Raw genomic sequence first — 2,977 nt, 5'->3', positions numbered from 1 at the left:
ACCGGTTCCACAATCCAATGTAAGCGTAGCTAAAACAGTAGATAACCCTACACCAAACGTAGGCAGCAATGTCATTTTTACCTTAACGGCGAGCAATGCCGGACCAAGTTCAGCAACAGGAACCAATGTAACAGATGTACTACCAGCGGGTTATACCTTTGTAAGTGCAACCGCATCAACAGGCACGTATACAAGTGGAACAGGAGTGTGGAGTGTAGGCACCTTAGCCAATGGAGCAAGTGCAACTTTAAACATCACCGCTACGGTAAACGCAACAGGCAGTTATGCCAATACGGCTACTATCACAGCCAATGAAGCCGATCCAACACCCGGAAACAATACGGCAACTAGTACACCAGTGCCGGTTCCACAATCCAATGTTGGAATCACAAAAACATCAAGTAACGCTACGCCAAATGTTGGTAGTAACGTTACCTTCACCTTAACAGCGAGCAATGCCGGACCAAGTTCAGCAACAGGAACCAATGTAACAGATGTACTACCAGCAGGTTATACCTTTGTAAGTGCAACAGCATCAACAGGAACGTACACTAGTGGTACAGGAGTGTGGAGTGTAGGCACCTTAGCCAATGGAGCAAGTGCAACTTTAAACATCACCGCTACGGTAAACGCAACAGGCAGTTATGCTAATACAGCAACAATAGCAGCCAATGAAGCCGATCCAACACCCGGAAACAATACGGCAACTAGTACACCAGTACCGGTTCCACAATCCAATGTAAGCGTAGCTAAAACAGTAGATAACCCTACACCAAACGTAGGCAGCAATGTCATCTTCACCTTAACGGCGAGCAATGCCGGACCAAGTTCAGCAACAGGAGTTTCTGTTACCGATGCACTTCCAGCGGGTTATACGTTTGTAAGTTCAACCGCATCAACAGGGACGTACACCAGTGGAACAGGAGTGTGGAGTGTAGGCACCTTAGCCAATGGAGCAAGTGCAACTTTAAACATCACCGCTACGGTAAACGCAACAGGCAGTTATGTCAATACGGCGACTATCACAGCCAATGAAGCCGATCCAACACTCGGAAACAATACGGCAACTAGTACACCAGTACCGGTTGATGTAATTGATGCTGTAAACGATGGTCCAGCATTTGTAGCTACAGCGACAACACCTAAGATTATATTAAATGTTACAGATAATGATACTTTAAATACTATTGTAGTAACAGTTGCTAACACCGATGTAACACCAATTACCACAGGGCCATTAAGTATTGATATTGACGGCAATTTAACATTAGCAGCCAACACCGTTTCTGGAACTTATCTAATTACATACCAGTTGTGTGAGTTTGGAGCAAGTCCAGTCAATTGTGATACAGCTACAGCAACTGTGGTGGTACAGAATCCATTAATTGGAGTAAATGATGGACCAATTACAGTTACAACTGCAAACATTCCTAAAATTGTTTTAAATGTAACTACAAATGATACTTTACATGGAGATTTGGTAACAGATACAAATACTAATGTAACTCCACAAACTTCAGGACCATTAAGTGTGGCTAGTAATGGTGATTTTACTTTAGAAGGTAACACACCTTCTGGAACTTATAATATAACTTATGAAATATGTGAGGTAGGAGCAAACCCTGTAAATTGTGCAACTGCAACTGCTACGATAGTAGTTTTGAATTCTATTGTGGCTAATCCAGATGTTACAGGGGGACTTCCTGGAGCGATTACTGGTTCAGTATTAGGGAATGATACTTTAAGTGGAATTCCACCGATCAACCCTGCTGATGTAATTTTGACAACAACAATTTCAAATCCTGTTTTAACTTTAAATCCAGACGGATCAATTACTATTGCACCGGGCACTCCTGCAGGACCTCAAACATTAGAATATCAAATATGTGAAATCGGTTCATCTCCAGCTAATTGTAGTACATCTACAGTTGCCGTAAACGTTTTTGAGGCTGCTGTAGATGCAATTGTTGATGATTTTACAGCAGTGGCCTATATCGGTGGAAATGGCGGAGTTACTACATCAGTATTAAATAACGATACTCTTAATGGTGCTATTTTAAATCCAGCTGATGTTACATTAACATTAGTAGGAATAGCACCAGCAGGTTTTGTTCTTAATAATGACGGCACTATTACTGTTCCTTCAGGGTTGACCTCGGGTATGTATATGGTTTTTTATCAAATTTGTGAAGTAATAAATCCTACTAATTGCGATATTGCAAATGCGAAAATTCTTATTAGTAATCAAATTAGTGCATTTGATGATATTTTTGCGACACAAGTTCCTAGTACTACAACAGCTTCTTCAGTAGGAAATGTCTTAATCGATAATACTAATGGAGCAGATACATTAAATGGAATAGCAGTTACAGCTGCAAACACAGATGTGACTCCAATTACAACAGGACCACTAAGTATTGATGTAGATGGAGTATTGACGTTAGCTGCAAATACTGTTTCAGGCACATATACCATTAATTATCTATTGTGTGAGTCGGGAGCAGATCCTATTAATTGTACAAATGCAACTGCTACGGTCGTCGTTTTGAATCCAATTGATGCCGTTAATGATGGTCCAATAACAGTAAATACTGGAGTCAATCCAAAAGTAGTCTTGAATGTAACTGCTAATGATACTTTAAATGGTGAATTAGTTAAACCGACTAATACTGATGTAACACCAATTACGGCTGGGCCATTAAGTATAGATGCGAACGGAGTATTAACGTTAGCAGGAAACACACGAAGTGGAACCTATACCATTATTTACCAATTATGTGAAGTCAATCCATCCAATGGATTAAATGTAATACCTTCTAATTGTACAAATGGTAGCGCTACGGTTGTAGTTTTAAATCCAATAGTTGCAGCTAACGACACACCAGCAGCAGTAACCACAGGAGACAGCACGCCAAGTGTTGTGGGCAATGATACTTTAGATACAAACCCAGTGGTAATCGGCACCAATGCAGGCGAA

At 40.8% G+C, this 2,977-nt stretch carries 1 protein-coding gene; it reads left to right on the top strand.

Going from position 1 to position 2,977, the window contains the following annotated elements; translation table 11 throughout:
- Nucleotides 1-2,977: DUF11 domain-containing protein (locus QLS31_RS16105; protein ID WP_282744685.1), on the top strand; the 2,977-nt coding region annotated here is incomplete at both ends.

Source organism: Flavobacterium sp. XS2P24, assembly GCF_030010285.1.
GTDB lineage: Bacteria > Bacteroidota > Bacteroidia > Flavobacteriales > Flavobacteriaceae > Flavobacterium > Flavobacterium algoritolerans.
This window is presented reverse-complemented; position numbering and strand designations above follow the sequence as displayed.